We start from the raw sequence: 429 nt of genomic DNA on the forward strand, positions 1-429 counted from the left end.
CCTCGCCGCGCGTGAGCATGAAGTACACCATACGCGCGAGCTTGTGGGCGACCGCGGTATTGGCGCGAGGCTTGTCCATGCGCGCGCACAAGCGGCGGTAGAATGCGCCCAGTGCCGAGTCGTTGCGTGACAGGCTCATGGCTGCCATTTTCAGCGCCTGGCGTGCCCGGTTGGCCGAACGCCGGGTGCGCGCGCTGAGCACCTTGCCGCCGCTGATCTTCGTGCCGGGGCAGAGTCCCAGCCATGAACAGAAGTGCTTGACGTTGGCGAAGCGGCTCAGGTCGGGACCGACTTCGGAGAGGATCGTCATCACCGTGCCCACGCCAAGACCGTTGATGCGTGTCAGATCGACACCAGCCCAGCGCGCCAGCGCCGTGCGTGCATCAAATCGCGGCGTGTGCTTGTGGCGCTGTTTGTCCGCACCCAGTT

General features: G+C 65.5%; 1 protein-coding gene. It reads right to left on the reverse strand.

Annotation, left to right across the window (positions count from 1 at the left end; genetic code table 11):
- Positions 1–429, reverse strand: a 429-nt coding sequence (locus GWC77_RS28400) for a transposase (RefSeq protein ID WP_173262969.1), incomplete at both ends; no start/stop codon positions are given.

Origin of the sequence: Paraburkholderia sp. NMBU_R16 (assembly GCF_013282575.1) — a bacterium.
Lineage (GTDB): Bacteria > Pseudomonadota > Gammaproteobacteria > Burkholderiales > Burkholderiaceae > Trinickia.